Annotated in this window: 18 protein-coding genes; 12 read left to right on the forward strand and 6 right to left on the reverse strand. The window is 65.8% G+C overall.

What is annotated here, in order from left to right; genetic code table 11:
- Positions 1-36 precede the first annotated feature (36 nt).
- Genes T331_RS0107480 through T331_RS0107490 form a run of 3 tightly spaced genes read right to left on the reverse strand, consistent with a single transcriptional unit; the run spans position 37 to position 3,934 of the window.
- Positions 37-1,455, reverse strand: coding sequence for a glycosyltransferase family protein (locus tag T331_RS0107480; RefSeq protein ID WP_026439569.1), 1,419 nt, complete (start codon positions 1,453-1,455; stop codon positions 37-39).
- Entirely contained in the window at positions 1,452-2,927 is a 1,476-nt protein-coding gene (locus tag T331_RS0107485) for a glycosyltransferase family protein (RefSeq protein ID WP_026439570.1), read from the reverse strand. Before T331_RS0107485 ends, T331_RS0107480 begins: the two co-directional genes overlap by 4 nt.
- The gene (locus T331_RS0107490) at positions 2,924-3,934 is read right to left on the reverse strand and encodes an NAD(P)/FAD-dependent oxidoreductase (RefSeq protein ID WP_026439571.1); all 1,011 of its coding nucleotides are present in this window, start codon (positions 3,932-3,934) and stop codon (positions 2,924-2,926) included. The genes T331_RS0107485 and T331_RS0107490 overlap by 4 nt, the downstream gene beginning before the upstream one ends.
- 203 nt (positions 3,935-4,137) lie before the next feature.
- Here T331_RS0107490 and tsaE point away from each other — a divergent pair, with 203 nt between their 5' ends.
- From tsaE to T331_RS19845, 9 genes are all read left to right on the forward strand, one after another.
- Positions 4,138-4,575 carry a tRNA (adenosine(37)-N6)-threonylcarbamoyltransferase complex ATPase subunit type 1 TsaE gene (gene tsaE, locus T331_RS0107495; protein ID WP_008493302.1) on the forward strand — a complete coding sequence of 146 codons (438 nt, stop codon included), beginning with the start codon at positions 4,138-4,140 and terminating at the stop codon, positions 4,573-4,575.
- Entirely contained in the window at positions 4,565-5,290 is a 726-nt protein-coding gene (locus T331_RS0107500; RefSeq protein ID WP_026439573.1) for a nucleotidyltransferase family protein, read from the forward strand. The genes tsaE and T331_RS0107500 overlap by 11 nt, the downstream gene beginning before the upstream one ends.
- The gene (gene addB, locus T331_RS0107505; protein WP_155992639.1) at positions 5,287-8,175 is read left to right on the forward strand and encodes a double-strand break repair protein AddB; all 2,889 of its coding nucleotides are present in this window, start codon (positions 5,287-5,289) and stop codon (positions 8,173-8,175) included. Before T331_RS0107500 ends, addB begins: the two co-directional genes overlap by 4 nt.
- Positions 8,162-11,563, forward strand: a complete 3,402-nt coding sequence (addA, locus tag T331_RS0107510; protein ID WP_035179509.1) for a double-strand break repair helicase AddA — start codon at positions 8,162-8,164, stop codon at positions 11,561-11,563. Before addB ends, addA begins: the two co-directional genes overlap by 14 nt.
- Positions 11,564-11,618: 55 nt before the next feature.
- Positions 11,619-11,936, forward strand: coding sequence for a thioredoxin (gene trxA, locus T331_RS0107515; RefSeq protein WP_035179512.1), 318 nt, complete (start codon positions 11,619-11,621; stop codon positions 11,934-11,936).
- Positions 11,936-12,328 carry an acyl-CoA thioesterase gene (locus tag T331_RS0107520; RefSeq protein ID WP_008493296.1) on the forward strand — a complete coding sequence of 131 codons (393 nt, stop codon included), beginning with the start codon at positions 11,936-11,938 and terminating at the stop codon, positions 12,326-12,328. The genes trxA and T331_RS0107520 overlap by 1 nt, the downstream gene beginning before the upstream one ends.
- 140 nt (positions 12,329-12,468) lie before the next feature.
- Complete coding sequence (locus tag T331_RS0107525; RefSeq protein ID WP_026439577.1) at positions 12,469-12,663, forward strand: zinc-finger domain-containing protein; 195 nt, start codon at positions 12,469-12,471, stop codon at positions 12,661-12,663.
- Complete coding sequence (polA, locus tag T331_RS0107530; protein WP_026439578.1) at positions 12,660-15,365, forward strand: DNA polymerase I; 2,706 nt, start codon at positions 12,660-12,662, stop codon at positions 15,363-15,365. Before T331_RS0107525 ends, polA begins: the two co-directional genes overlap by 4 nt.
- An 82-nt stretch (positions 15,366-15,447) precedes the next feature.
- A complete protein-coding gene (locus T331_RS19845; RefSeq protein ID WP_155992641.1) occupies positions 15,448-15,972 on the forward strand; it encodes a hypothetical protein in 525 nt (174 codons plus the stop codon).
- Between the two features lie 3 nt (positions 15,973-15,975).
- Here the strand turns inward: T331_RS19845 and T331_RS0107535 are convergent, their stop codons facing one another.
- Positions 15,976-16,431, reverse strand: coding sequence for an Lrp/AsnC family transcriptional regulator (locus T331_RS0107535; RefSeq protein ID WP_026439579.1), 456 nt, complete (start codon positions 16,429-16,431; stop codon positions 15,976-15,978).
- 151 nt (positions 16,432-16,582) lie between these two features.
- On the opposite strand from T331_RS0107535, the gene T331_RS0107540 reads away from it, so the two are divergent.
- The 3 genes from T331_RS0107540 to T331_RS0107550 all read left to right on the forward strand — a co-directional run bounded on the left by T331_RS0107540 (position 16,583) and on the right by T331_RS0107550 (position 22,150).
- Positions 16,583-17,752: a phosphoserine transaminase gene (locus T331_RS0107540; protein WP_026439580.1), complete on the forward strand. Its 1,170-nt coding sequence runs from the start codon at positions 16,583-16,585 to the stop codon at positions 17,750-17,752.
- 108 nt (positions 17,753-17,860) lie between these two features.
- Positions 17,861-19,447, forward strand: a complete 1,587-nt coding sequence (gene serA, locus T331_RS0107545; protein ID WP_026439581.1) for a phosphoglycerate dehydrogenase — start codon at positions 17,861-17,863, stop codon at positions 19,445-19,447.
- A 93-nt stretch (positions 19,448-19,540) separates the two neighbouring features.
- The gene (locus tag T331_RS0107550) at positions 19,541-22,150 is read left to right on the forward strand and encodes a hypothetical protein (RefSeq protein ID WP_026439582.1); all 2,610 of its coding nucleotides are present in this window, start codon (positions 19,541-19,543) and stop codon (positions 22,148-22,150) included.
- A gap of 10 nt (positions 22,151-22,160) precedes the next feature.
- On the opposite strand, the gene T331_RS19130 is transcribed toward T331_RS0107550, so the two are convergent.
- Positions 22,161-22,700, reverse strand: coding sequence for a HutD/Ves family protein (locus T331_RS19130; protein WP_081822161.1), 540 nt, complete (start codon positions 22,698-22,700; stop codon positions 22,161-22,163).
- The gene (locus T331_RS0107560; protein ID WP_026439583.1) at positions 22,700-23,842 is read right to left on the reverse strand and encodes an alpha-hydroxy acid oxidase; all 1,143 of its coding nucleotides are present in this window, start codon (positions 23,840-23,842) and stop codon (positions 22,700-22,702) included. Before T331_RS0107560 ends, T331_RS19130 begins: the two co-directional genes overlap by 1 nt.
- Positions 23,843-23,895: the final 53 nt, after the last annotated feature.

Below are 23,895 nucleotides of genomic sequence, written 5' to 3' on the forward strand. Positions count from 1 at the left end.
GATGGCATTTCGGATATGGGCTATGGGCGATCCTGGTTAACGCCCCGTGATGATAAACCCACGCGCGGCGGGCGGATAGACGAAGCCTGGCGGCGGCGGGGCCGGGCCGGCCTGGCCGCACCAGCCTTGGCCGCGGGTCCAGGCGCAGATCATGATCGGGTGTTTGCCGGGAAAGAAACGGTCGCGCACAACGCAGCGATCGCGGGTGAAGCCGGGCGGGATGGGGGTGTCCTCAGGGGCTATGATCGCATCGGCGCGTGCCGCATCCTGCATGCTTGTGAAATCGGTGCTGGTGAAGAGCGGCGTCATCGGCACGAAATGGCTGTTGACGATGCCGACCGCGACCAGGCAGGGATGCCGCGCCGCGAGGGCGCTGTAGAGGCTGGTGGCGCTGCTGTCTTCCAGCAGCGCGTAGGCGGTCACCGGCGAGAGCAGCAGGCCGGAGAGCAGCGCCAGCACCAGCTTCCGGGACAGCGGCCGCTCCGCCAGTCCGACGCCCACCAGTGGCACAATCAGTGCGATGGCCGGGAAGATGAAGCGCAATTCCTTATGGCCGAGCAGATTATGCTCGACCAGGATCACCAGCGCCGCCAGCGCCAGCGCCAGCATCGGCAGCCGGCGCGCCCCGCGCCAAGCCAGCCAGACGATGGGGATGATGGCCCAGAGCCAATCCTCCAGCAGATGCAGCGCATAGAAGCTGACCGGCTCGCCGCCGAAACTCCCCGAAGCGACGCCGAGCACGGCGTTGAGATAGATATTGAGCCAGAAGGAGCGGAAAGGCTGGCCCCAGGTGAGCCAATCCAGCCCCCCGGCGAGAAGCACCGGCAGGCCAGCGGCGGCGAGCGCCAACGCCCAGCGCCGGGGGCTGCGCCCGCACAGCATCAGCCCGATCAGCGCGATCGCCGGGGCGAGCTGTTCGCGCAGCACGAAGCTCAAGCCCAGCAGCGCGCCGGCGGCGAGACTGTGCGCGCGCGCCTCGCTCTGGCGGGCGCGGGTGGCGAAATAACAGGCCGGCACCAGCGCGTAGGCGCTCAGCGATTCCTCCAACGGGTGCGGCGCCATCAGCCAGAGATCCGGCCAGAGGGCGGCGAGGCCGCCGGCGATCCAGCCGCCACGCGCGCCATGGAACATCCGGCCCCAGCCATAGGCGCAGCCGACCAGGCTGAGCGAGGCGAGGCAGAGCAGGATCTTGTCGAGGATGAGCCCGGTGATGGGGGCGCCGCCGAGGGCTTTCACCAGCCAGATCGGCCCAGCCAGCAGGCCGGGAAGCAGCCAGGAGCGCATGCCGACCTGGAATTCCCACGGCACCGGCCCGTGCCCGTAAACCAGCCGATGCGCCTGGCCGAAATATTGGATGATCTCGTCCGGGGCGACGATATCCTGGCCCCAGATCGCCAGAGGCAAGCGCAGCGCCAGCGCCAGGAGGAAAATAAGATATGCGGGCCGTAATGTCATGGCGGGCCAGCTTGAGGAGGCCGAGTTCCGGGCGATATGATTTGAAAGGCGCGCGCTTCCGGAGGGAAAATAAGGTGCAGTGGCGGAGCAGGAGACGTCTGGTCACACCAGCCTTGCTCTCTCGTCCAGCTGCAAAGGCGAGGGTTTGTTGTGCTGCTGGCGCCGGGGTCGCGGGTAATGCAGATGCTTTGGCGAAAGCCTGCCGGCACATGCGTAAACCCATTGGCACCGATAATGGCGTCGGCCTGCGACATCCCTTCGGAACCGGTAAAGCGGGTGGTGGTAAACAACATGGCCATCGGGATGAAGCTGATGGGCAGACTGTCCGCGACAAGGCATGGGTGGCGGTGCGCCAGCGCGTCATAGAGCGCGAACTGACGTCGCTGGGCGGTCACAGATTCGGGCAGCCGAGGGCTCAGCAGCGGGCCGGATAGAAGTGCGAGACCTGCAAGCAGGGGCCGCCAGGGCGGCGCGGCGCCAAACGAGAGGGCGAAACCAGCGCCTGCCAGAGGCACCAGCAACGCTATGGCCGGGAAAATATAACGGAATTCTTTGTGGGAGATCAGGCTATGTTCGAGCAGCAGAGCGAGGGCCGCCAGTGCCGCGGACGGTGAGAGCTTGGCGCCACGCCATGCGAACAAGGCTAAAAAGGGTATTGCCCAGAGCCAATCCATGGCCATGTCAAGAATATATCGAAGCAAGGGCGTGGGCAAAAACAATCCGCTATCGCCATGGCCGATGATTGGATTGAGATAAATATTAAGCCAGAATGAGCGGAATGGCTGGCCCCATGTCACCCAATCAAGGCCACCCGCGAACAGTACCGGCAGGGTTGCGGCACTCACTGCAATTGCCCAATGCTGCAGTTTTCGCCCGCAAAGAATAATGCCGATGATGGCGATGCCCGGGGCCAGCGCTTCACGAAAGATGAAACTCATCCCGAGCAGCCACCCTGCAACGAGCAGGCGGCCTGTTTGCCGGGGAAGGCTGGCGAGGCAGGCGGCGGGAACCAGGCAATAGGCAGCCACTGCCTCTTCCAGCGGGTGCGGGGCCATCAGCCAGAGATCCGGCCATAATGCGGTCAGCCCCCCGGCGATCAATCCGCCGCGTAAGCCCTGCGCCATCCGCCCCCAGACGAAGCCGCTCCAGACCAGGCTGAGCGAGGCGAAGCAGAGCAGCACGCGCACCAGCACCACGCCCGCATAAGGCGAAAGCCCGGCCAGCTTGGCCATTTCCATCGGCCCGGCGACCATCCCCGGCAGCAGCCAGGAGCGCAGACCCACCTGATATTCCCACGCCACCGGCCCCTGGCCGTAAACCAGCCGGTGCGCCTGGCCGAAATATTGCGCGACCTCGTCCGGCGCGATGAAATTCTGCCCCCAGATCGCTAAGGGCAGCCGCAGGGCCAGGGCCAACAGGCAACAGACCAGGAACGGGCGTGCCGTGAGCAGGCTGCGCCCGGCTGCGATCAACCCGGCACGCCTTTGGTGGTGGAGTATTCGAAATGCAGCGCCGTGTCCGGGTTCACGATCGGGTAGATCGCGTGCGCCGCCATCGCGCCCTCGGCGAAGCCTTGCAGGATCAGCTTCAGCTTGCCGGGATAGGTGCAGATATCGCCCACCGCGAACACGCCGGGCAGGGAGGTTTGCATGTTGTAGGGCGTCACCGCGACATGGCTTTTTTCCAGACCCAGGCCCCAGTCATTGATCGGCCCCAGCTCCATCGCCAGCCCGAAGAAGGGCAGCAGCACGTCGGCGGGCAGATGCTTGGTGGCGCCGTCCAGGTCGGCCACTTCCACCGCCTCCAGCGCGCCGCCCGCGCCGTGCAGGGCGTGCAGCTGGTAAGGGATTACCATCTCGACCTTGCTTTCAGCGGCCAGCGCGTCGAGCTGGGCGGTGCTCTCCGGGGCGGCGCGGAATTTCGGGCGGCGATGCACCACGGCGATGCTGGCGGCGATGCCTTGCAGGGCCAGCGCCCAATCCACCGCCGAGTCGCCGCCGCCGGCAATGACCACGCGCTTGCCGCGCAAATCCTCGCGCTTCTTCACATAATAACGCACGGCCCCGCTGGCCTCATACGCCTCCAGCCCGTCCAGCGGCGGGCGGTTGGGGCCGAAGGCGCCGGCGCCGGCGGCGAGGATCACGGCTTTGGCTTTCACCTCATCCCCGGCGCTGGTGGTCAGGGTGAAATCCCCCGCCGCCCCGGAGAGGCCGGTCACCTGCCTTCCCAGCAGCTTCGCGCAGTTGAACGGCGCGATCTGCTCTTCCAGCTTGGCGATCAGCGCGCCGCCCTCGATGCCGGGATGGGCGGGAATGTCGTAGATCGGCTTTTCCGGGTAGAGGGCGACGCATTGCCCGCCCAGCTCGTCCAGCGCGTCGATCAGCACGCAGGACATTTTCAGCATCCCGCATTCGAACACCGCGAACATGCCGGCCGGGCCAGCGCCTATGATCGCCACATCGGCAGAAATCCGTTCCATGCGCTCTGCTTTGCCCCGGCCCCCTTTTCCAATCAAGCCGGTCCCGGCAAAACAATGCAGAGACCATTTCCAAAGCCACTCTGGCGGCCGGCAAGCGGCGTGTTTCTGTGCGCCGGTGCTCACGTACTTAATGTACGCTGCGCGCCGGTGCTCGAAACCCACCACTTGACGACTCACCAGAGTGACTTTTGAAACGGTCTCTTATGCGCCTGAAGCTGAAGGACGAGTCGGAGACGCAAAGCCTGGGGGAAAAACTGGCCGCGGTCGCGCGCGCCGGGGACGTGCTGCTGCTGGAAGGCCCGCTGGGGGCGGGCAAGTCCAGCTTCGCGCGCGCTTTCATCCGCGCCCGGCTGGGGGATGCGCGGCTGACCGTGCCCAGCCCAACCTTCACGCTGGTGCAAACATACGACGCCCCGGACGGCACCCAGATCTGGCATTATGATCTCTGGCGGCTGGATGGTCCGGGGGGGCTTGAGGAGCTGGGCTGGGACGAGGCGCTGGAGGGCATCGCTCTGGTGGAATGGCCGGAGCGGCTGGGTGAGCTGACCCCGCCCGGCGCCTGGCACCTGCGGTTTTCGCTGGATGGCGACGGGCGGATGGTTGAGATTGCAGGGGATGTGAGAGGTTTCGATGCGACCTGATACGGCCGTGATTTTATGTGCGGGGCTGGGCGAGCGGATGCGCCCGCTCAGCGATTCCACCCCGAAGCCGCTGCTGAACCTCGCCGGGCAGCCGATCCTTGCCCACACCATGGCCCGGCTGCGCGATGCCGGGGTGCGCAAGGTGATCGTGAACGCGTTTCATCTGGCCGAGCAGATCGAGGCGTTTTTCGATCGCTATGAGGGGGTGATCGTGCGGCGCGAGGAGAGCCTGCTGGAGACCGGCGGGGCGCTGGCGGCGATGGCGGCCGAAGCGCTGCTGCCGGATGCGCCCTTCTATATTCTCAATGGCGATTCCTATTGGGTGGACGGCCCTTCGGCGGCGCTGCCGCGTCTGGCCGCCGCGTTCGATCCCAGGCGGGAGGATGCGATGCTGTTGCTGGCCCGCTCGGCCGGGACCATCGCCGAGACCCGCTTTGGCGATTTCGTCTGGGACCGTGAGGCCGGGCTGCGCCGGCGCGAGGAGCGGGAGGTTGCACCTTATCTCTACTCCGGCATCCAGATCGCCACCACGGCCCTCCTGCACAGCGACAAGGTGGAGCGGTTTTCGATGAACCGGCTCTGGGATGAGGCGCTGGCGGCCGGGCGGCTGAATGCCATCGTGCATGACGGGGTCTGGCTGCATATGACCACGCCGGAAGATATACTCCGCGCCGAGGAGCTGCTGGCGGCGCGGGAAGTGGGTAATTCCACGTGAGCTTGCGGATCGGCGCCTTTGCGCCGGAGGCCGCGTTTCTGCCGTCTCTGGCGCGGCTCTGGCTGGCGGAAGGCGGCGCGCATGAGGGGCTGATCATCCTGCCCAGCCGGCGCGCGGCGCAGGCGCTGGGGGCGGCGTTTCTGGAGGCGAATGACGGCAAGGCGCTGCTGCTGCCGCGTATCGTCGCGCTGGGCAATATCGATGAGGCCGGGCTACTGCTCTCGGCCGGGTTTTCGCTGGCCCCCGCCATCGCCCCCGCGCGGCGGCAGGCGCTGCTGGCGCGGCTGATCCTGCAGAAGCCGCAGGAGAGCGGGGCGCCGCAGAAACTCCCCGCCGCCTGGGCGCTGGCGGCGGAGTTCGCGACATTGCTGGACGAGGCTGACCATGCCGGGGTGGATCTCGCCGCCGCCCTGCCCGGGCTGGCCCCGGCGGAATTCGCGGAACATTGGCAGAAGACGCTGGAATTCCTCACCATCGTCACCCATGCCTGGCCGGCCATTCTGGAGGCCGAGGGGGTGATGAACCCGGCGAAGCGTCTGGCGTTGCTGATCGAGGCGCAGGCGAAGGCCTGGGGGGAAAACCCGCCCGCCGGGCCGGTCTGGATGGTCGCGGCGGAAGGCACGCCCGCCATCGCCCGCATGGCCGAGATGGTGGCGAAGCTGCCGCAGGGGCGGTTGATCCTGCCGGGGTTCGATCCGCATCTGGCACCCGCTGCCTGGGAGGGGGTGGAAGATTCGCACGCCCAGGGCGGCATCGCCCGGCTGCTGGCCGATATCGGGGCGCGGGTGGAGGAGGTTGAGGCACTGCCGGGGGCAATGCCAGGCGGGCGCGGGGCGCTGCTCTCGCGCGCCTTGCTGCCCGCCGCCGCGCTCTCCGCCTGGCAGGAGCCGGCAACGCTGGATCTGGCCGGGCTCTCCCGGCTGGAGACCGGGGATGAGGCGCAGAATGCGGTGGCGATTGCGATGATCCTGCGCGAGGCCTTGCAGATCCAGGGCCAGAGCGCGGCGTTGATCACCCCGGACCGGGCGCTGGCGGCGCGGGTGGGGGCGGCGCTGAAGCGCTTTGGCATCATCGCCGATGACAGCGCCGGGGAGCCGCTCTCCGCCACCCCGCCGGCGGTGTATCTGCGCCTGCTCGCCCGCGCCGCGCGCGAGGGCTACGCGCCGCTGCCGCTCCTGGCGCTGCTGAAACATCCGCTCGCCACCGGCGGCATCGCCCCGCTGGCGTTCCGCAGCATGGCCCGCAAGCTGGAGCGCCAGGCCCTGCGCGGCCCGCGCCCGCCGCCGGGGCTGGAGGGGTTGCGCTTCCGGCTGAAGGACGAGCATCAGGCGGAGCGGGATTTCCTCACCCGGCTGGAAGCGTTGCTGGCCCCTCTGGCGCTGCCGGTGGCGGTTTCGCCGGTGGCAGCGCTCACCGCCTTGATCGAGGCCGGGGAGGCGCTGGCGGCGACGCCGGAGGAGCCCGGCCCGGCCCGGCTCTGGCTGGGCGAGGCCGGCAATGCGCTCTCCTCCCTGCTCTCCGAGAGTCTGGTGGCGCTGGCGGAGATGCCGGAGATGGACCCGGCCGATCTGCCGGAGCTGCTTGACGCGCTGATCGCCGGGCAGAGCGTGCGCAAGCCCCGGGCGAAGGATGGGCATCCGCGCATCGCCATCTGGGGCATCCAGGAGGCGGCTTTGCAAAGCGTGGATGTGGCGGTGCTGGGCGGGCTGGTGGAGGGTGTATGGCCATCGCCGGAAGAGCCCGGCCCCTGGCTCTCCCGGCCGATGCGCCGCGCCGCCGGGCTGCCCAGCCCGGAACGTAAGATCGGCCAGGCGGCGCATGGGTTTTTCTCTCTCGCCTGCGCCTGCAAGCAGGTGGTGCTGGCGACGCCGAACCGGCGCGAACGCGCCCCGGCGGTGCCGGCGCGCTGGCTGACCCGTCTGGCCGCGATGCTGGCCGGGCAGGGGCAGAGCCTGCCCGCGCATGAGGCCGGGCTGTGGGCCGGGCAGCTCGATCTGCCGATGGAGCGCATCCGCCGGGCGAAGCCGCAGCCGCGCCCGCCCGCCCATGCCCGGCCAAAGACCTATTCCATCTCGGATATCGCGACGCTGATGGTCGATCCTTACGCGATCTATGCCCGCAAGATCCTGAAGCTCGCCCCGCTGGAGGCGCTGGATGAGGAGAGCGATGCCAGCCAGTTCGGCGATGTGGTGCATGCAGGTCTGGCGGCGTTTTTCAAAACCAGCGACATCACCGCGCCGGATGCGCCGCTGCGGCTGCGCCACGCGCTGGAGGTGGCGATGCGCCAGCAACGCCCGCGCGCCGCGCTGGCGCAATGGTGGGGGGCGCGGCTGGGGCGGATCGCCGAATGGCTGGTGGCGGAGGAGCGCGCCCGCCTGGCCGAATATGGCCCGCCCGCCGCGCAGGCGCTGGAGCAGCCGGGTGAATGGCGGATGCCGGGCGGCTTCACGCTGAAGGGCCGCGCCGACCGAATCGAGCGCGATTCGCAAGGCGGGATCAGGATTATCGACTATAAGACCGGCAATGTGCCGTCCGAAAAGCAGGTGAAAGCCGGCATCGCCCCGCAGTTGCCGCTGGAAGCGGCGATGGCGCGGCGCGGCGGCTTTGGTCCGGAATTTGAGGGTGAGGCGGTGGAGCTGCTTTATGTCGCACTCTCCGGCCGCGCGGCGGCCGGAGCGCAGAGTGCTGTGCTGAAAACGCCTGAGGCGCTGCGCGAGGTGGTCGAGCGGGCCGGTGAGCTGCCCGCACTGCTGGCGAAATTCGCACACCCGGACACGGCCTTCCTCGCCGCCCCGCATCCGGAGCGGGAAAACCGGTTCGATGATTATGCCGGGCTGTCGCGCCGCGCCGAATGGGGCGGGGAGGATGAGAATGGGGGCGATTGAGCAGGCCAACCAGGAGCAGCTGCGCGCCTCCAACCCGGCGATTTCCGCTTTCGTCGCCGCCTCCGCCGGCAGCGGCAAGACCAAGCTGCTGACCGACCGGCTGTTGCGGCTGATGCTGGCGGGCACGCCGCCGGAGCGCATTCTCTGCCTCACCTACACCAAGGCGGCGGCGGCGGAGATGCGCATCCGGCTCAATCGCCGCTTGGGCGAATGGGTGGCGCTGCCGCAGGAGAAACTGCGCGCCGCGCTGCAGGCGCTGGATGTGGCGGCGGATGCCGCCACACTCGCCCGCGCGCGGCGGCTGTTCGCGGAAGTGTTGGATCTGCCAGGGGGAATGCGGATCGAGACGATCCACGCCTTTTGCCAATCGCTATTGCGGCGCTTCCCGCTGGAGGCGCGGCTCTCGCCGCATTTCACCGTCGCGGATGACGAGGCGGCGGGCTTGCGGCTGCGCGAGGCGCGCGAGCAGGTGCTGGCCAGCCCCGCGGCGCGGGCGGCAGTGGAGGTGCTGGCGGCGGAGATCGACGAGCTGCGCTTTGCCGATCTCAGCGGCAAATTCGTGCAAGGGGCGGAAAAGGCGTTTCTGGACGCGTCGGCCCCGGCACGGTCGGCGCTGCTGCAGGCGGCGCTGGGCGCGCAGGATGAGGATGAAGATGCGCTGCTGACGGCCCTGGTTTCGCCGCCGCGTGAAAGCGTGCTGCGCGACGCCCTCAACGATGTGGCCTCACGCGGCAATGCCAGCGGCCAGAAATGGGCCTGGCCGGGGCTGGATTGGCTGGCTTTGCCGCGGCCTGAGCGGATCGCACAGCGTGAGGTCTGGGCTGGCATCTGCCTTACCACCGCCGGTGAGCCACGCACGCTGAAAGGGTTTTGCGGCAAGAAGCTCGCCGCCGAGGAAGAGCGGATCAAGGCCGAATTCCAGAGAGAGGCCGAGCGTGTGCTGGGTTTTCAGGACCGGCTGAAGCTGATCCGGCTTTTGCGCATCAATGAAGCGCTGCTCGATATTCTCGCCCCGGTGGGGCTGGCGGAGCGGGCGGGAAAGCGTCTGGCCTCTGAGCTGTCCTATGGCGATCTCATCGCGCAGACCTCGGAGCTGCTGATTGATCCCGGTGCGGCCTGGGTGCTGTACAAGCTGGATGGCGGCATCGAGCATCTGCTGCTGGATGAGGTGCAGGACACCGCCCCGGCGCAATGGGACATCGCCAACGCCATCGCCGCCGAGTTTTTCGCCGGTGAAGGCGCGCGGGAGGCGCGGCGCAGCATTTTCGCGGTGGGGGACCCGAAGCAGTCGATCTTCTCCTTCCAGGGCGCGGATCTGAAAAGCTTCGATGCCAACAGGGGGGCCTTCCGGCAGGCGGCGCAGCAGGCAGGGCAGGGCTGGCTGGATGGGGCGCTCTCGGTCTCTTTCCGCTCCACCGCGCCGGTGTTGGAGCTGACCGATGCCGTGTTTGCCGAGGGCTTTGCCCGCCAGGGCGTGGTGGCGCCGGGTGAGCGGCTGCGCCATGGCGTGGCCAGGCTGGGCCAGGCCGGCGAGGTGGCGCTCTGGCCGCTGAGTGTCGCCGAAGAGGCGCAGGCGGCGCCGGACTGGCAGGTGCTGGATGAGTATCAGAGCGCTGAATCCGCTGTCGCGGCGTTGGCGCGGCAATTGGCCTCCTATATCGAGATGCGGCTGACGCAGCCTCTGCCGGCGAAAGACCGGCTGGCGCGGCCTGGGGATTTTCTGATTCTGGTGCGCTCGCGCGGGGCGATTGTCGGCGCCGTGACCTCGGAGCTGAAGGCGCGCGGCATCGAGGTGGCGGGGCTGGACCGGATGGTGCTGCCGCAGCAGCCGGCGGTGGCCGACATGCTGGCTTTGTGCGACGCGCTGCTGCTGCCCGAGGATGATCTCGCCTTCGCGCAATTCCTGGTCTCGCCTTTGGGCGGCCTGTCCGATGACAGCCTGATGGAGCTGGCGCTGGGCCGCCCCGGCTCGCTCTTGGGCGCGCTTTATGCCCGGGCCGATGAGCGCGCGGAGTGGCAGGCGCCGAAAGCCTATTTCGAGGCGCTGCGCGCCCGCGCGGATTTTGACACGCCCTTCGCACTGCTCTCTGAGGCGCTGGGGGCGCTGGGCGGGCGGGCACGGCTGCTGGCGCGCTTCGGCGCGGAGGCGGCGGAGCCGCTGGATGAGTTCCTGGCCGAGGCGCTGCAATTCTCCATCGCCGAGCCGGGCAGTCTGCAGTTGTTCGTGCAGGCGCTGCGGGCGAGCGAAACCGCGATCAAGCGCGAATCCGAGGCCGGGAGCGACGAGGTGCGGATCATGACCGTGCATGGCGCCAAGGGCTTGCAGGCGCCGATCGTGATCATGCCCGACACCACCGGCCTGCCGCAGGCCGAGGGCAGTTTGTTCTGGCTGGATGTGCCGCAGGCAGCCTACCGGCTGCCGGTGCTCTGCCCGCGCGCAGCGCTGCGCCCGGCGGTGCTGGCGAATGAGCAGGCGGCGCTGCGCCGTGCCCAGCTCGATGAATATAACCGCCTGCTCTATGTGGCGCTGACCCGGGCCGAGGATGAATTGCTGATCTGCGGGGCTGCCGGGCGGCGGGCATTGCCGGCGGAGTGCTGGTACGAGGCGGTGAAGCAGGGCTTTGAACGGCTGGGGGCGCGCGATGAGGACGGCGTGCTGCTGCATGACTGCCCGCAGAGCGCCGCGCCGGATGGCACCTCGCAGGCCCGCAGCAAGTTGCAGGCGTCGCTGCCCGCCTGGGCAGGGCGCGCGCCGGACTGGCAGGCCGCCCCCGCGCCGAAGGAAGCGCCAGGCCCGCAGCGAATCGTCCCCAGCCGGGTGGCGGATGAAACCTCGCGCGCTGCCCTCGCCATCAGCCCGCTGGCCGGGCCGCAAAGCCCGGCCTCACGCCGCGCCGCCGCCATGGCGCGCGGGGTGGCGGTGCATGCGTTGCTGCAGCATCTGCCCGGCGTGGCGGTGCCGGCATGGGAGGCGGCGGCTTTGGCCTATCTCACGGCGCAGCCGGAATTGGCCCCGGAGGCGGCGGAAATTTGCGCCTCCGTCCTGAAAATTCTGCATGAGCCGGCGCTGGCGCCGCTATTCGGCCCTGGTTCGGTGGCGGAAATGGAGCTGGCGGGCGTCGTTGGCGGGCGGGAAGTGGCGGGCATCGCGGACCGGGTTTTCATCGGCCCGGAGGAGATCCTCATCGCCGACTATAAGACCGACAGAAATCCCCCCTCGGACCCATCCGGAATCCCGGAAAAATATCTCGCCCAGCTCGCCGCCTATCGCGCTGTGCTGCGCCAGATCCACCCTGGCCGCCCCGTGCGCTGCCTGCTGGTCTGGACCGCGCGGGCCGCAACCATGGCGGTGCCGGAGGCGGCCTTGGATCAGGCGGGGTTGGGTTGATCGGCATGGCAATCACCGCCATGTTACGAAAAATTCTGTTTTTGACAGGTGTATCATGACCAAGGCTGTAACCGACGCAACGTTTTCGACCGATGTGCTGAAAGCCAGCACCCCGGTTCTGGTGGATTTCTGGGCCGAATGGTGCGGCCCGTGCCGGTCCATCGCCCCCTCGCTGGAGGCGCTGGCCGAGGAATATGGCGGCAAGCTGGAAGTGGTGAAGGTGAACATCGATGAGAATCCGATGACACCCACCCAGTATGGCGTGCGCGGCATCCCAACTTTGCTGATCTTCAAGGACGGCCAGGTGGCGGCCCAGCAGGTGGGGGCGGCGCCGAAATCCGTGCTCAAGGCCTGGATCGAGAAAAGCCTCTAATGTCCGACCGCGAGCAGCCGCCGGCGATCATGCCGATGATCCGCACCATCGCCATGCCGGCGGATGCCAACGCCAATGGCGATATTTTCGGCGGCTGGCTGATGAGCCAGATGGATCTCGCGGCCGGTAATCTGGCCCAGCGTACCGCCCATGGCCGCTGCGTGACCGTGGCGGTGGAGGCGATGAGCTTCATCCGCCCGGTGAAGATCGGCGATGAGGTAAGTGTTTATTGTGAGCTGCTGTCCACCGGCCGGACCTCGATGAATATCTCGGTCGAGGCCTGGCGGCGGGAGCGCGCCGAGGAGAATGACGAGCGCGTGACCAAGGCGGTGTTCCGGTTCGTGGCGATCGACTCGACGGGTCGCCCCCGGCCGCTGCCCAAGCGCGGCTAAAAAAAGTTTTTGGGGTTGAAGGGGCTTTTTACAAAAAGCCCCTTCGTCTTATCTGGCCGCCGCCAAAGCCCCAGCTTGGGTATGGCGCGGAATGAAGCTAAGAGGGGGGCGGTTATTCCTTTGCACCGGAGAGCGGAGCCATGAGCGTACAGACGGATTCGATCAATCATTCTGAAATTCTTCATGTGAAAACCCGGTCCGTCTCCTGCGATGGCGGCGTTGGCCCGCTGGGCCACCCCAAAGTCTACCTGCAGATCCCGGGCAAGCAAGTCGCCTGCCCTTATTGCTCGCGCATCTTCATCCTCGATGGTGACGGCGCGGGCGAGAGCCATTGAAACTCGTCCTCGTCGACGGCTCGGGTTTCATCTTCCGGGCCTTTCACGCCATCCCTGACATGCAGCGCGCCGATGGCGTGCATGTGAACGCGGTGTTCGGCTTCTGCAACATGCTGGAGCGGCTGCTGAAAAACCATGCCGGGACGCATCTGGCGGTGATTTTCGATGCCGGGCGGCATACCTTCCGCAACCGGCTCTACGACCAGTACAAGGCCCACCGGCCCGAGCCGCCGCCGGAGCTGGTGCCGCAATTCGCGCTGATCCGCGAGGCGACCAAGGCGTTCGGCGTGCCCTCGATCGAGCTGGAGGATTGGGAGGCGGATGATCTGATCGCCGCCTATGCCAAGGCGGCCTTGGAAGCGGGCGGGGAGGCGGTGATCGTCTCGTCCGATAAAGACCTGATGCAGCTGCTGCGCCCCGGCGTGGAGATGCTGGACCCGATGAAGAACACGCCGATCGGCCTCGAAGAGGTTGAGAAGAAATTCGGGGTGACGCCGGACAAGGTGATCGAGGTGCAGGCGCTGATCGGCGACTCGGTGGATAACGTGCCCGGCGTGCCGGGGATTGGCCCGAAAGGGGCGGCGGCGCTGATTGGCGAGTATGGCACGCTCGAAGCCGTGCTGGAGGCCGCCCCCTCGATGAAGCCCTCGAAGCGGCGGGATGCGCTGATTGAGCATGCGCAGGCGGCAAGGATTTCGCGCGAGCTGGTGATTTTGCGCGACGATGCGCCGCTGCCGTTGCCGGTGGACGAGCTGGGGGTGAAAGCCTGGGACGCCGCGGTGCTGCGCGCCTTCCTGGTTGAGAATAATTTCCGCTCCATCCGCACAAGGCTCGGCCTTGAAGAGGGGCATGCGGAGGAGGTGGTGGAGGTTGAGCAGAGTGTTGCCCCCTTCGGGCCGTATCAGCCGGTTTACAAGATCGAAGCGCTGCGAGAGATTATTGCCGCCGCGCATAAAGGCGGGGTGATCGGGCTTTCGGTGCAGACGGATGATCCCTCCGGGCTGCATGGCAAGCTGGTCGGGCTGGGGCTGGCGGTGGCGGCGGGGCAGGGCGTGTATCTGCCGCTGCGCCATCACACCACGCTGGATGCCGAGCCGCAGCTGGGCTGGGATGAGGCGGCGGGTGCGCTGAATGCGCTGTTTGCCGATCCGGCCGTGCTGAAAATTTTCCATGATGCGAAATTCGCGCTGGAGGCGCTGGCGCGGGCCGGGTTGACCGCGCCTGCCCCGTTCGACGACGCGATGCTGATTTCCTACGCCCAGGATGCGGGGAATTTCGCGCATGATTTGGCGACGCTGGCGCGGGTGCATCTCTCCCATAGCGTGAAAACCGCCGATGATGTCACCGGCACCGGGCGCGGGCGGCTGAATTTCGCCGAGGCGCCGGTGGAGAAGGCGACCGCTCTGGGAGCGGAGGCGGCGGATGTGACGCTGCGGCTCTGGAGCCAGCTGAAGCCGGCGCTGCGGGTGCATAAATCGCTCGCTCTGTACGAGCTGCTGGAGAAGAAGCTGGTGCCGGTGCTGGCGGCGATGGAAGCCGAGGGCGTGCTGGTGGACAAGGCGGATCTCTCCGCCATGTCCATCGAGTTTGGTGAGCGCATGGGGGTGTTCGAGGCGCAGATCCATCAGCTGGCCGGGCATGAATTCAATGTCGGCAGCCCGAAGCAGCTGGGCGAGGTGCTGTTCGAGGAGATGGGGCTCTCCGGCGGCAAGAAGGGCAAGAACGGCGCCTGGGGCACGGATTCTTCCGTGCTCGAAGGGCTGGCCGAGCAGGGGCATGAAATCGCGCAGCGCGTGATGGAGTGGCGCCAGCTCTCCAAGCTGAAATCCACCTACGCGGATGCGCTGGTCGGGCAGATCGACGAAAAAACCGCGCGTGTGCATACGAATTTCCAGATGGCGGCGACCACCACCGGGCGGCTTTCCTCCACCGATCCGAATTTGCAGAATATCCCGATCCGCACCGAGGAAGGGGCGCGCATCCGCAAGGCGTTTATCGCCGCACCGGGGCATAGTTTGATCTCGGCGGATTATTCGCAGATCGAGCTGCGGCTGTTGGCGCATGTGGCGGATATTCCGGCGCTGAAGGAGAGCTTTGCCACGGGCGAGGATATTCACGCCCGCACCGCCTCGGAAGTGTTCGGCGTGCCGATGGCGCAGATGGACGGGGCGACCCGGCGGCGCGCCAAGGCGATCAATTTCGGCATCATCTACGGGATTTCGGCGTTTGGGCTGGCGCGGCAGCTGGGCATTTCCGCAGGCGAGGCCAAGAGCTATATCGATGCCTATTTCAAACGCTATCCGGAAATCCGCGCTTATATGGATGCGACGAAGGAGCAGGCGCGCACGGATGGCTATGTGCTGACCCCGTTCGGCCGGCGCTGCTGGGTGCCCAGGATCAAGGATAAAATCCCGGCGCTGCGGGCCTATGCGGAACGCCAGGCGATCAACGCGCCGCTGCAAGGCGGGGCCTCGGACATCATCAAGCGCGCCATGGTGAGGTTGCCGAAGGCGCTGGCGGATGCAGGGCTTTCAACGAAACTTCTGCTGCAGGTGCATGACGAATTGCTGTTCGAGACGCCGGATGGTGAGGCGGAGAAGGCGGCTTCGCTGGTGAAAGAGGTGATGCAGGGGGCGGCGACGCTGTCCGTGCCGCTGGTGGTGGAGACGGGTGTGGGCAAGAATTGGGGGAAGGCGCATTAGGTGTCCAACTATAGGTTGTTTTTTTCTCGATTTTCCGTAAACGAAATGGCAGTTCGAGGATCATTCAACTAGGTGGATTTTTATGTGTTCTGATGTTTCGCTGCCGCAGACAAAGCAAGAAATTGAGCTGAACAGGGCGGTCTATTTAGGGGCTGCTGGCCTGTGTTTTGCTGCTCTTTTGCAGGTTCTTAGCTGTGTGCATGGCTCAAATTTACCAGTTGCGATGGCTTATTCTGCGGCGTGTTTGATTGTTGCGGGATTTTTTTTGGGCGTCGGTGCAGCAATTTACGAATTAAATTTGAAATATTTCGATGAGTTGGTTGGTGTTGGTATCAAAACAGAGGATCTGAAGAAGAAAATCCGCAGACAAATTTTGTCTGTTTCAAATTTTGGTGTGGGTTTCGGAACCCTCGCAGGAATTCTGGATTTTCTGGGTGTGTTCGGTAATGCCGATTGGCTTTCTCAAGCTTTTGTTTTTGTCGATTGGCGGACGGTTTTGATTGTCATGACCGCAATCGTATTTGTGGCACTGTTGTTCAAAGCTAGCCGTACTCTAGAATGCTGCAAGGATGATTTTAAAGATCATTTGCCTAAAAAATCCAGATAAACTCTAAATCGGCAACGCCCCTTCCTTCATCCGTTCCATCGCAAAGCGGCTGGAAACATTCCGTAGCGGCACCATTTCGATCAGCTTGCGGTAGAAGGAATCATACGCGGCGATGTCCGGCACCACGACGTGCAGCAGATAATCCACATCGCCGCTCATCCGCCAGGCCCCGACGATCTCCGGGATATTTTTGACAGCCTGATGAAATTTATCCAGCCAGGCGGCGGAGTGGTCGTTGGTTTCCACCGAGACGAAGACCGAGACCGGCAGGCCGAGTTTGTCGGCGTCCAGCACCGCGACGCGGGATTTGATGATGCCGTTTTCCTCCATGCGCTTGATGCGCTTCCAGCAAGGTGTGGCGGTGAGCCCCACCTTGTCGGCGATCTCGTTGAGCGAGAGGGAGGCATCCGAGGCCAGCAGCCGCAGGATGGAACGGTCGATCTGATCCAGCTCGATCATGGTCTAGGGTCGGCTTTCGTCAATAAAGTTGCATCAATGCCGGCGGGGGATGCGGCAGGCGGCTCTTGCGGCGGCGAAAGAAACGCAGTACAGGCCTCCTCGGGTCACGCCCCCCCACCGGGGCGCTTTTCTTCTGTAAGGGAGAGTTTTAATGGCAGATTTTTCTCCGGCCGCCAAGCCCGCGCTGCGTCCGAATAACCCGAATTTCTCCTCCGGCCCTTGCGCCAAGCGCCCCGGCTTTTCGCTGGCCGCCCTGGAAGGCGCGCTGCTCGGCCGTTCGCACCGCGCGAAGGAGCCGAAAGCCCGGCTCGCGGAGGTGATCACCCTTTCCAAATCCATCCTGGGCATGCCGGAAGGCTGGCGGCTGGGCATCGTGCCGGCCTCCGATACCGGGGCGGTCGAGATGGCGCTGTGGTCCCTGCTGGGGGCGCGTCCGGTGGATGTGCTGGCGCATGAAAGCTTCTCCGAAGCCTGGGCGACGGACGTGCTCAAGCAGCTGAAGCTGGCCGATGCCCGGGTGATCAAGGCCGATTACGGCCAGCTGCCGGATGTGGCGCAGATCGATTTCAGCCATGATGTGGTTCTGGCCTGGAACGGCACCACCTCGGGCGTGCGCTTCCCGAATGGCGATTTCATCCCGGATGACCGGGAAGGGCTGGTGATCGCGGACAGCACTTCGGCTGCGTTCGCGATGGATCTGCCTTGGAACAAGCTCGATGTCGTCACCTGGTCCTGGCAGAAGGTGCTGGGCGGTGAGGCCGGGCATGGCATGCTCGCACTCTCGCCGCGCGCGGTGGAACGGCTGACCAGCTACACCCCGTCCTGGCCGCTGCCGAAGATTTTCCGCCTGACCTCCAAGGGCAAGCTGGCCGAGGGGATTTTCGTCGGCGAGACGATCAATACCCCGTCGATGCTGTGCGTCGAGGATGCGCTGGATGGTCTGCGCTGGGCGCAGGGCGTTGGCGGGTTGAAGGGGCTGATTGCGCGCTCCGAGGCGAATTTAAAAGCGATCGCCGATTGGGTTGAGGGCAATGAGCGGGTGCGCTTCCTGGCGGAAGATGCGGCCGTGCGCTCCTGCACCTCGATCTGCCTGGTCATCGACGCGCCCTGGTTCAAGGCGCTGGATGCGGAAGGCCAGGCCAAGGCCGCGAAGGCGGTGGCGAGCTTGCTGGAGAAGGAAAACGTGGCGCTGGATGCTGGTGCGTATCGCGACGCGCCGCCGGGCCTGCGCATCTGGGGTGGTGCTACGGTTGAGACGTCAGACATCCAGGCCTTGCTGCCCTGGATCGACTACGCCATCGACACGGTCGCCCAGGCTTAATTTTGTCCTGGGGCGTTAGCAGCGCCACGCCCCAGGCCCCAGCGAGCAAAAGTTTTTGGTGCCGCTTTTTCAAAAAGCGGCGAAAAACCCTCTTAGGAATCCCATCACATGGTCAAGGTTCTGATCTCGGACAAACTGTCCCCCGCCGCCATCGAGATTTTCAAAAACCGCGGCGTCGAGGTTGACGTGAAGACCGGCCTCACCCCGGCGGAGCTGCGTGAGATTATCGGCCAGTATGACGGCCTCGCCATCCGCTCCGCCACCAAGGTGACGAAGGAAGTGCTGGATGTGGCGACCAATCTGAAGGTCGTGGGCCGGGCCGGCATCGGCGTCGATAATGTGGACGTGAAATCCGCCACCTCGCGCGGCGTGGTGGTGATGAACACCCCGAACGGCAATGCCATCACCACGGCCGAGCATGCGATTGCGATGATCTTCGCGACCGCCCGGCAGCTCCCCGAGGCGACGATTTCGACCAAGGCCGGGAAGTGGGAGAAGAACCGCTTCATGGGCGTGGAAGTCACTGGCAAGATCCTGGGGCTGATCGGCTGCGGCAATATCGGCTCGATCGTGGCGGACCGCGCGGTTGGCTTGAAGATGAAGGTGCTGGCCTATGATCCGTTCCTGACGGAAGCGCGCGCGGTGGAGCTGGGGGTGGAGAAGGCGGATCTGGAGACGATCTTCGCCAAGGCCGATTTCATCACGCTGCATACGCCGCTGATCGAGGCGACGCGCAATCTGATCTCCGCCGAGGCGATCGCGCAGATGAAGAAGGGCGTGCGCATCATCAATTGCGCGCGTGGGGGGCTGGTGGATGAGAAGGCGCTGTATGAGGCGCTGAAATCCGGCCATGTCGCCGCCGCCGGGCTGGATGTGTTCGAGGTTGAGCCGGCCAAGGAGAACCCGCTCTTCGAGCTGGAGAACGTGGTCTGCACCCCGCATCTGGGCGCTTCCACCTCCGAGGCGCAGGAGAATGTGGCGCTGCAGGTGGCCGAGCAGATCTCGGACTTCCTACTGACCGGCTCCGTCACCAACGCGCTGAACATGCCGAGTGTGACAGCCGAGGAGGCGCCGCGGCTGCGCCCCTATATGGAGCTGGCCCGCCTGCTGGGCGGCTTCGCCGGGCAGATGACCCAGGCGCAGGACGGCACCATTCAGCGCATCCTGATCGAGTATGAGGGGGCGGCTTCGCTGCTCAACCACCGCCCGCTGAACGCCACGGCCTTGGCCGGGCTGCTGACGCCGGTGATGGACGGGGTGAACATGGTCAATGCCCCGGTGCTGGCGCGCGACCATGGCATCGAGGTTTCCGAGGCCTCGCATGACCGCACCGGCGATTACCAGACGCTGCTGCGCATCACCGTGACCACCGAGAAGGGCACGCGCTCCGTCGCCGGCACGCTGATCGGCAATGGCAAGCCGCGTTTGGTCGAGATCAAGGGCATCAAGGTGGAGGCGGATTTCGCCCCGCACATGCTGTACGTGACCAACAAGGACAAGCCGGGCTTCATCGGCCGCTTCGGCACCACGCTGGCGGAGGCGGGGGTGAACATCGCCACCTTCCATCTCGGCCGCGCGGCCGAGGGCGAGGACGCGATCTGCCTGGTCTCCACCGATGGCGAGACGCCGGAAGCGGTGCTGCAGGCGGTGCGTGCGCTGCCGCTGGTGATGCAGGCGACCAATCTGGCGTTCTGAGAGCTGACCTGACGAAAAAAGCCCCTTCGCCGAAGGGGCTTTTTTGATTCCGGGCGGGATTTTGGTATGGAGATATGCCATAATTACGCTGGGATGAAGACGCTGCCGACGCAAGCCTTTCGCCACCGCACCCTGATTCTGCTGCTGGTTCTGTTGCCCTTGTTCGGCAATGCGGCGTCGATATGGTTCAACGCCGATCCCACATTGCAATTATCGTTGATCGGCGTGGGGTTGCGGGGCGGTGTGTATGCTGGGCCGCCAGGGTGGATCGACCCATCCGCGGCTTATATCACCCAGCCGCTTGGGTTTCTCGCGGCATCGGACTGGCTGCACGGCATCATTCCCTGGTGGAATTCCTATGCTGGTGTCGGCATGCCGCTCGCGGCGGAAACGCAAACCGAAGCCTTTTTCCTGCCCTTTGTTTTCCTGCTGCATTTCAAGGCCGGATGGTTGTGGCTGCGCATCGTTTTGCAAGCCATGTGTGGCGTTTTTCTGTACGGGTTTCTGGCCGAGATTGGGCTGGCGCGACGGGCGGCGTTTCTGGGCGCGGCTCTGTTTGAATTTACGCCGGAGTTTTTTCTCTGCCCCAGCGCGCCAATCGCGCCGCTGCCCTTCCTGCCGCTGCTGCTGCTGGGGATCGAGCGGGCGGCCGTGGCGAGTGCCGACGAGCGGCGCGGCGGGTGGTCGCTTATCGTCATCGCCTGCGCTTACTCATTTTATTCCGGCAATCCTGAGGTCGCCTATTTTGATGGCATGCTCGCCGGGCTGTGGGCCATCTGGCGCTGGTTGGGCTTGGCCTGGCCGCAGCGGCTGCGCTTCACGCTCAAGCTCTGTGCCGGGCTTCTCGTCGCGATTTGCCTGAGCGCGCCGTTGCTGATCCCCGCCGCGATGTATACGGCGAAGGCCTATGTCGGGCTGCATGACGGCGTGTTCGCGCTGGTGCATATGCCGTTGCAGATGTTGCCGTTGCAGCTCTTTCCGCAGGCACTCGGGTTTATGGGGGTTCCGGTGCCCACGGCGCTGACGCCGTCGCAACTGGGCTCATATAACCTGACGCGTCTGCCGGAATGGGTGACGCTGCCGGTTCTGGCGTTGGCGCTGGCCGGGCTGGTTCGCGGCCGTGCGGCAAGGTTCTATGGGTTTCGGCTGATCCTCGCGGGATGGGTGGTGGTGTGGGAGGCCCGGTATCTCGGTGTCCTCCCGGTGCGCTGGCTGTTCAACCATGTACCCGGCGTTTCGGTCATGGATGCCACACGTTATAGCGGCCCGGCCGTCGATCTCGCGCTGATCCTGCTGGCCGCTTTTGCCCTGGATGATACGCTGCGCCAGAAGCGTCTTTCCCGCTGGCGCCTGGGGCTGGTCGGGGTGGTGATGGGGCTGCTTTGTGCCGGCGCCATTCTGCCCGGTTTGCCGTTGCTTACGCATTGGTATCACGCCCGCCCCGCGGCGGCTGTGCAAGCGCTGGTGTTTTTCCTTTTGGCTGTCATTCTCACGCTTGCGGTTCTGGCCGGGCTGAACCGGCCGGCGCGGCGCTCGGCCATCATCGCCGGCGCGCTCTGTCTGCCGGTTTGCAATTTTGTCCTGCCGCAGCTCTCAGGGCTGAGCAAAGGCCATCTGGATACGGGGCTGATCGGCTTCCTGAAGCAGACTACCGGTCTGCAGCGAATGGCCAGCACGGGGCCGTTCGGGCTGAATTTTCCAGACCGCTATGGCATTGCCAGCGTCAATTACAACGCCTTGCCCGCCCCGAAGCTTTGGACGTCTTTCGCGCATGAGGTTCTCGACCCACGGGCGGACCTGAACAGTTTCGATATGTCCGGCCCGCCGCGTGATATTCTCCCGCATCTGGCGGCTTTCCCATCACTTGGCGTGAAATATCTCGTCGTCAGCGATGCGCTGGCGTTCGCGCCCCATAGCTTCGCGATGGTGCCGGAGGTAGCGGCGACGACGGCCAACCCCTTGCGCCAAGGCCAGGCCATGAGTGGTCAGATCGATGACGATCTGGGCTTTGGGGAGATTGGCGAAGCCTCGTTGAAGTTGGGAACCTACAGCAATACGGCGCGCGGCGTGCTGGCGCTGCGGATTTGCGCCGGGGCTGACAATTGCCGGCAAAGCGACGTGTTGCTCGCCAATGCCAAGGACAATACGCCGACATTATTCGTGTTTGACCCGCCGCTTATCACGCATGGCCGGGCGCTGACCTATGATATTCTGCGCCGCGCCGGTGACAACGCGTTTGTGGTATGGACGGGGCGACAGGGCGGACAGGATGTGCCCGCCCTCCGCCTCGCCGCGCCCTGGCAGCCGCCCCTCAAGGGGCTGGCCTATCAGGGAATAACCGCGGATGTTCTGGAACTCGCCGCGCCCGCGCGATATGCCGGAACACTTGCTGGGCAATGCAAGATCGAAATCGAGACCAGGAGGGCCATGCGCGCCGATTGCGCGCGGCCGGACACGCTGATCAGGCGGGAAATGTATGCAAGCGGCTGGCATGTGCTTGTCGATGGCAAGCCCGCCGCAATCGGGCAATTGGCTGTCTTCCAGACGGTGGGGTTGGCGGCTGGGCAGCACGTCATCCGTTTCTATTATAAGCCCCCGCATATCGGACTGGCCTGCCTTGTCGCCGGCTTCGGCTTGCTGCTCTGGGGCGCGGCTTGTTTCTGGCCGCTGAGGCGGCCTGCGGCGCGGTTGGGCCGGCCCTGATCCGCACGGCTCAGCCGTGTTTTATCAGCCTTGCCAGCCAAAACGCGCCGCCCTCGGCCGCGAGCGTAGCGCCCGGGGGCAACAGGGCGGCGTCCAGCGGCGCCAGGCTGGCGCCGTTCAGCCTCAGCGGGGCCAGGGCCAGAACCAGATGCAGGGCGGGGGATGCGGGCAGGGTGAGGGGGGTAGGCTGAAACGCCAAGGTCGCGGTGAAGCAGTCCGGGTCGAACATCAGGTTCACATCCCGTACCATCTTGCCTTGCGGCGTGCCGAAGGCCGGTACATCGCCAGGAAAGGCGTGGGCCGGGCCATCCGGGCGCAGTAGGGCCACGGGATAGCCCTGCACCTCCAGCAGGAGCCGCCCTTCCAATATCCCCATCAGCCGGGAGATGCCGGGAAACACCGAGAACGGCCCTGCCTGCGCGACATCGGCGAGGCTGAGGCGCCAGCCAAACTCCCTGTCCTTGCCCGGCGCCTCGGCCACCGGCCAGGTGATGCCGCCGCCATTCTTCCATTGCGTGGCCATGCGTTGTGTCGCGGGGAAAAGCTGCATTATTTCACCTTCAGGAAGCGCGGCCCCTCGGCGCGCAGCGTGTCGATATCCGGGCAGCCCATCAGCGCCATCGCCACCTCGATCTCGCGCGCCAGTGCGGCGATGATGGTGGAAACCCCGCGCTCGCCATCGGCGGCCAGCGCGAAGGCGGTAGCGCGGCCCAGCATCACCCCGGAGGCCCCCAGCGCGATCGCCTTTAGAATATCCGCGCCGCGCCGGAAGCCGCCATCGATCGTCACCTCGATCCCGCCGGCGGCGGCGACGATCTCGGCCAGGCGGGAGATGGTGGAGCTGGCGCCATCGAGCTGCCGGCCGCCATGGTTGGAGACAGTGATGCCGTCCATCCCGGTCTCGCGGGCCCAATGCGCGTCCTCGGGGTGCATGATGCCCTTCAGCACGATCCGCCCCGGCCATTGGGTGCGCACCCAGTCCAGATCCTTCCAGGACAAAGTCGGGTCGATCCGCGCGGAGAGGGCGGCGGCCTGGGCCAGCACGTTGCGTCCGAACGCCTTGCGCCCGGCCAGCGCCTCCACTTGCGGGCGGCCCTGGCGCAGCATGTCCCAGCACCAGCCCGGCCGCTCCAGCAGTTTCAGCGCCAAGGATGGGGTGAGGCGGGTGAGGGCGCGGAAGCCGTTGCGGGCATCGCGCTCGCGGATGCCGGTGATGGCGCAATCCACGGTGAGAAACAAAGTCTCCACCCCCGCTCCCCGCGCCGCCCCCATCATGTCCAGCGCCAGGCTGCGGTCCTTCAGCATATAGAGCTGGAACATCGGCTGCGCCTGCACCTGCCTGGCCAGCCGGGTGATGGAGGCGAGGGAGAAGCTGGACAGGCAAAAGCCGATTCCCGCCTTGGCGGCGGCGCGGGCAGCCTGGATCTCGCCATCGCGTGCATAGAGCCCGAGGAACCCGACCGGCCCGAGCATGAAGGGCAAAGCCTGCTTCTGGCCGAGGAATGTCGTGCCCAGCCTGGGCGCGGTGATGCCGCTAAGGGCGCGCTGCTCCAGCTCATAGCAGGCGAAATCCGCCTCGTTGGCGCGCATCGTCGCCTCGGATGCCGCGCCGCCATCGATATAATCGAAGAAGATTTTCGGCAGGCGGCGCTGCGCCTCGGCCCGCGCATCAGCGACGTTGAGCAGCCTCATGCGCTGTGCGCGGCGCCGCGGGGCGCGTAAACATCCGCTTCTTTCATGTGGAT

This window comes from Acidocella facilis ATCC 35904, assembly GCF_000687875.1.
In the GTDB taxonomy this organism is placed as follows: Bacteria; Pseudomonadota; Alphaproteobacteria; order Acetobacterales; family Acetobacteraceae; genus Acidocella; species Acidocella facilis.

Bases quoted from the DNA above. Each gene is read 5' to 3' on its own strand.
- serA (WP_026439581.1), top strand. From the start codon at position 17,861: ATGGTCAAGGTTCTGATCTCGGACAAACTGTCCCCCGCCGCCATCGAG.
- T331_RS19845 (WP_155992641.1), top strand. From the start codon at position 15,448: ATGTGTTCTGATGTTTCGCTGCCGCAGACAAAGCAAGAAATTGAGCTG.
- T331_RS0107550 (WP_026439582.1), top strand. From the start codon at position 19,541: ATGAAGACGCTGCCGACGCAAGCCTTTCGCCACCGCACCCTGATTCTG.
- T331_RS0107535 (WP_026439579.1), bottom strand. From the start codon at position 16,431: ATGATCGAGCTGGATCAGATCGACCGTTCCATCCTGCGGCTGCTGGCC.
- tsaE (WP_008493302.1), top strand. From the start codon at position 4,138: ATGCGCCTGAAGCTGAAGGACGAGTCGGAGACGCAAAGCCTGGGGGAA.
- T331_RS0107480 (WP_026439569.1), bottom strand. From the start codon at position 1,455: ATGACATTACGGCCCGCATATCTTATTTTCCTCCTGGCGCTGGCGCTG.
- T331_RS0107560 (WP_026439583.1), bottom strand. From the start codon at position 23,842: ATGAGGCTGCTCAACGTCGCTGATGCGCGGGCCGAGGCGCAGCGCCGC.
- T331_RS0107540 (WP_026439580.1), top strand. From the start codon at position 16,583: ATGGCAGATTTTTCTCCGGCCGCCAAGCCCGCGCTGCGTCCGAATAAC.
- T331_RS0107525 (WP_026439577.1), top strand. From the start codon at position 12,469: ATGAGCGTACAGACGGATTCGATCAATCATTCTGAAATTCTTCATGTG.
- T331_RS19130 (WP_081822161.1), bottom strand. From the start codon at position 22,700: ATGCAGCTTTTCCCCGCGACACAACGCATGGCCACGCAATGGAAGAAT.
- addA (WP_035179509.1), top strand. From the start codon at position 8,162: ATGGGGGCGATTGAGCAGGCCAACCAGGAGCAGCTGCGCGCCTCCAAC.
- T331_RS0107500 (WP_026439573.1), top strand. From the start codon at position 4,565: ATGCGACCTGATACGGCCGTGATTTTATGTGCGGGGCTGGGCGAGCGG.
- T331_RS0107520 (WP_008493296.1), top strand. From the start codon at position 11,936: ATGTCCGACCGCGAGCAGCCGCCGGCGATCATGCCGATGATCCGCACC.
- T331_RS0107490 (WP_026439571.1), bottom strand. From the start codon at position 3,934: ATGGAACGGATTTCTGCCGATGTGGCGATCATAGGCGCTGGCCCGGCC.
- trxA (WP_035179512.1), top strand. From the start codon at position 11,619: ATGACCAAGGCTGTAACCGACGCAACGTTTTCGACCGATGTGCTGAAA.